This is a genomic window from Burkholderia sp. Se-20378 (assembly GCF_017104665.1).
GTDB lineage: Bacteria > Pseudomonadota > Gammaproteobacteria > Burkholderiales > Burkholderiaceae > Burkholderia > Burkholderia lata.
The window spans coordinates 1-4,014 of the sequence record NZ_JAAGPG010000652.1 but is presented as its reverse complement, the minus strand read 5'-3'; the positions used below and the strand labels follow the sequence as shown (position 1 = coordinate 4,014).

Sequence of the window (4,014 nt, the reverse complement as noted above, 5' to 3'; positions counted from 1 at the left end):
CCGACACCGGCCAGTTGTTCAGCGACGCGTCGTTCGCCTGCACGTTCTTGACGTCCTGATACACATACGACGCGACGACCGACAGCTCGCGGCTGACCTTGCCGACCGCGCTCAGTTCGATCCCGCGATCACTTCCTGCGGAATCTCGCGCTTGATCAGCCGCTCGATGTCGCGCAGCAACTGCTTTTCGTCGACGCACACGAGCGACACGGCTTCGCCGGTCGCACCCGCGCGGCCCGTGCGGCCGATCCGGTGCACGTAGTCTTCCGGCACGTTCGGCAGGTCGAAGTTGACGACGTGCGGCAGCTGGTCGATATCGATCCCGCGCGCGGCGATATCGGTCGCGACGAGCACCTGCAGCGTGCTGTTCTTGAACTCCGCCAGCGCGCGCGTGCGGGCCGACTGGCTCTTGTTGCCGTGGATCGCCATCGCGCTGATGCCGTCCTTCGTCAGTTGCTCGGCAAGCCGGTTCGCACCGTGCTTCGTGCGCGTGAACACGAGCACCTGGAACCAGTTGTGTTCGCGAATCAGGTGCGTGAGCAGTTCGCGCTTGCGGTCGCGGTCGACCGGATGGATCTTCTGTGCGACGCTTTCGGCGGTCGTGTTGCGGCGTGCGACCTCGATCAGCGCGGGCGAGTCGAGCAGGCTGTCGGCGAGCGCCTTGATCTCGTCGGAGAACGTGGCCGAGAACAGCAGGTTCTGGCGCTGCGGCGGCAGCTTCGCGAGCACGCGCTTGATGTCGTGGATGAAGCCCATGTCGAGCATCCGGTCGGCTTCGTCGAGCACGAGGATGTCGAGGTTCGACAGGTCGATCGTCTTCTGCTGCATGTGATCGAGCAGGCGGCCCGGCGTCGCGACGACGATGTCGACGCCGCGCTTGAGCGCATCGATCTGCGGATTGATGCTGACGCCGCCGAACATCACGGTCGAGCGCAGCTTCAGGTACTTGCTGTACGCACGCACGCTTTCCTCGACCTGGGCGGCGAGTTCGCGCGTCGGCGTGAGGATCAGCGCACGCACCGCGCGCTTCGCACCGCGGTGCTCCGCGTAGAACGTATGCAGGCGTTGCAGGATCGGCAGCGTGAAGCCGGCGGTCTTGCCGGTGCCCGTCTGCGCGCCGGCGAGCAGATCGCCGCCGCCGAGGACGGCCGGGATCGCCTGCTGCTGGATCGGAGTCGGCGACGTGTAGCCGAGCTCGTTGACCGCCTTGACCAGCGGTTCGGCCAAGCCGAGAGATTCGAAAGACATAGATACCACTCTTCAGTTTTATGATCGGCGACGTCTCGCGCGGCCCGCGCGGGAGGTGACATCGCAAAATGCAAAATGCAAAAGGGCGCGGCCGCGGTTTCCCGCAGCCGCGCCCCGTTTGTGTCAGCCGCTTCTTAGTCGAGCGGCGCGGAACGCAGGTCGCTCACCTGTTGCGGCGAGATCGGCGTACCGTTGTTGCCCCACGACATCCGGATATACGTGACGACCGCCGCCACTTCCTGGTTCGACAGCGACTGTGCGAACGGCGGCATCCCGTAAGGACGCGGATTCTTGAACGTGCTCGGCGGATAGCCACCGTTCAGCACCATGCGGATCGGGTTGACTGCCGATTCCATCATGATCGAGTGGTTGCCCGCGAGCGGCGGATACGACGGCGGCTTGCCTGCACCGTTTTCGGCGTGGCAGGTCGCGCAGTTGTCCGCGTAGATCTTCTTGCCCTGGTCGAACAGCGCGTTGCCGAACTGCTTCGACGGCTCGTACTGCATGTTCTTCGGCGCTTCAGCCTTCTGCGGGATCGACTTCAGGTACGTCGACATCGCGCGCGTATCTTCGTCGGTCATGTACTGCAGGCTGTTGTGCACGACGTCGGCCATCGGGCCGAACACCGCGCCCTTGTTCGATACGCCGGCTTGCAGCAGGTCGGACAGCTCCTGCACATGCCAGTCGCCGAGGCCGAGTTCCTTGTCGTTCGTCAGCGACGGCGCATACCAGTTCTGCAGCGGGATCAGGCCGCCGGCGAACGCCGAGCCCGTCACCGGGCCGCCCATCATGTTGATCGACGTGTGGCACATCGAGCAGTGGCCGAGGCCTTCGACGAGGTACGCGCCGCGGTTCCATTCGACCGACTTGGTCGGATCCGGCTTGTACTCGCCTTCCTTGAAGAACAGCGTGCGCCAGCCGATCAGCAGGTTGCGGTTGTTGAACGGGAACTTCAGTTCATGCGGACGGCTCGGCACCGACACCGGCGCGACCGAGCGCAGGTACGCGTAGATCGCGTCCGAATCCGAGCGCGTGACCTTCGTGTAGCTCGCGAACGGGAAGCCCGGGTACAGTAGGCTGCCGTCCTTCGAACGGCCGGTGTGCATCGCGCGGTAGAAGTCGTCCGACGTCCACTTGCCGATGCCATCCTTGTCGTCCGGCGTGATGTTCGGCGTGTACATCGTGCCGAACGGCGTCGCCATCGGCAGGCCGCCCGCGAACGACTTGCCGCCGCGCACGGTGTGGCATGCGATACAGTCGCCGACGCGCGCGAGGTACTCGCCCTTCTTGATCAGCGCGGCCTGGTCGGCCGGCGTGGCCGCGACGGCGGAGGCGCCGTGCAGCGTGTCGTTGCCCGGCCACAGGACCGGCACGAGGGCGGCAGCCGCGACGATCGCGACGGCCGAGAGTGCAAACAGGGACTTGCGTTTCATTGTGTCTGTCTCCCTTGCCTTATTGCGGTTCGCTGCCGCAGGCGAGCGGAGTCTTCATCGAACGCGCCGGAGCCGGCACGGGGTTGGCGGGCGCCGGTTGCGCGGCGAGCCATGCGGTCACGGCCGTCACGTCTTCGTCGGAAAGCTTCGAAGCGACGTCATGCATGCAATCGGGCGCCTTCGCGTGGCGGTTGCCCGAGCGCCATGCACCGATCTGCGCGCTCAGGTAATCGGCGTGCAGGCCGACCAGGCCCGGGATCGCCGGCTGCATGCCGGTCAGCGTCGCGCCGTGGCAGGCCACGCAGGCCGGCAGCTTGCGGGACGGGTCGCCTTGCGTGACGAGTTGCTTGCCGCGCGCGAGCGTCGCGGCCGGCAGCGTCGGCTTCGCCGGCGCCGGGTACGGCGGGCGCTCGGCCGAGAAGTGCTCGGCCATCTCGCGCAGATAGTCGTCGTTCAGGTACGTCAGCAGGTAGTTCATCGGCGGGTACTTGCGCCGGCCGTCACGGAAGTTGACGAGCTGGTTGTACAGGTACTCGGCCGGCTTGCCGGCAAGACGCGGGAAGTAGTCGTTGTCCGTGCCCTGGCCATGGACGCCATGGCAGGCCGTACAGCCGCGCACGCGCTCGGCCATGGTATCGGGTGCCTTGAGCGGCGCCTGCTGGGCGTGCGCTTGCTCCGTGGGCTTGGTCTGCGCTTGGGCAGCGCTCATAAGGCCCGCGCTGCCGAACATCAGAACGGCGAGCAGCGGACGGAAGAGGCGTCTTGAAGACACACGAGACTCCATGTTTATTCGACGGGGACCTGTTGTCCGGGCTACGATCGGCTCGGCGCATGACGGCAAGGCAGCCGGGCTGCTGCGACGCGGCATTCTATCATCGATGGGTAATGACGGCTATTTGGCAAAAGGACGTCGGTTCCTGTCCGTTTGCGACTTGCGACAATTTGACGCGCATTGCGACGCGTCGGTGTGAACCGGCGTGCGTTTTCCCCATCGAAGACCGTACACTCGCGGGTCGCGCGGCGCCGCCTCCGCCGCAGGTCCAGTCATTTCTCCCGTTTCCGGATTCATCGATGACGTTTTCTACCGTGCCGTTGCCTTTCTCACGCTGTCCGTCCCGTTGCCGTCGCTCCGTCGGCCTGCCGTTTTCGGGAGGGTGTGCGCGATGAAGTTCGACAGCTTGTGGATCGGTCAGGTCGCGCTCGCGGCGCTGATGGACGCGGCGTTCGCGATGGCGGTCGGCTCGGCGCTGCTCAAGGCATGGCTCGGCAAGGACGGCGCCCGTCCGGTCGTCGCGCCGTCGCATCCCGCGTGGCTGCGCGCGCAACATTCGCA

General features: G+C 65.8%; 2 protein-coding genes and 2 pseudogenes. 1 reads left to right on the top strand and 3 read right to left on the bottom strand.

Annotation, left to right across the window (positions count from 1 at the left end; translation table 11 throughout):
* Positions 1–120 precede the first annotated feature (120 nt).
* From G3N93_RS35500 to G3N93_RS35490, 3 genes and pseudogenes are all read right to left on the bottom strand, one after another.
* Positions 121–1,248, bottom strand: a pseudogene (locus G3N93_RS35500) (DEAD/DEAH box helicase); the annotation flags it as partial.
* Between the two features lie 134 nt (positions 1,249–1,382).
* A complete protein-coding gene (locus G3N93_RS35495; RefSeq protein WP_011353104.1) occupies positions 1,383–2,681 on the bottom strand; it encodes a cytochrome c in 1,299 nt (432 codons plus the stop codon).
* A 19-nt stretch (positions 2,682–2,700) separates the two neighbouring features.
* Positions 2,701–3,465, bottom strand: coding sequence for a c-type cytochrome (locus tag G3N93_RS35490; protein WP_041492946.1), 765 nt, complete (start codon positions 3,463–3,465; stop codon positions 2,701–2,703).
* Positions 3,466–3,658: 193 nt separating this feature from the next.
* Between G3N93_RS35490 and G3N93_RS42320 the strand changes: the two are divergent.
* Positions 3,659–4,014: pseudogene (locus G3N93_RS42320) on the top strand (copper resistance protein CopD); the annotation flags it as partial.

Coding starts and splice junctions, on each gene's coding strand:
- G3N93_RS35495 (WP_011353104.1), bottom strand. CDS start 2,681: ATGAAACGCAAGTCCCTGTTTGCACTCTCGGCCGTCGCGATCGTCGCG.
- G3N93_RS35490 (WP_041492946.1), bottom strand. CDS start 3,465: ATGGAGTCTCGTGTGTCTTCAAGACGCCTCTTCCGTCCGCTGCTCGCC.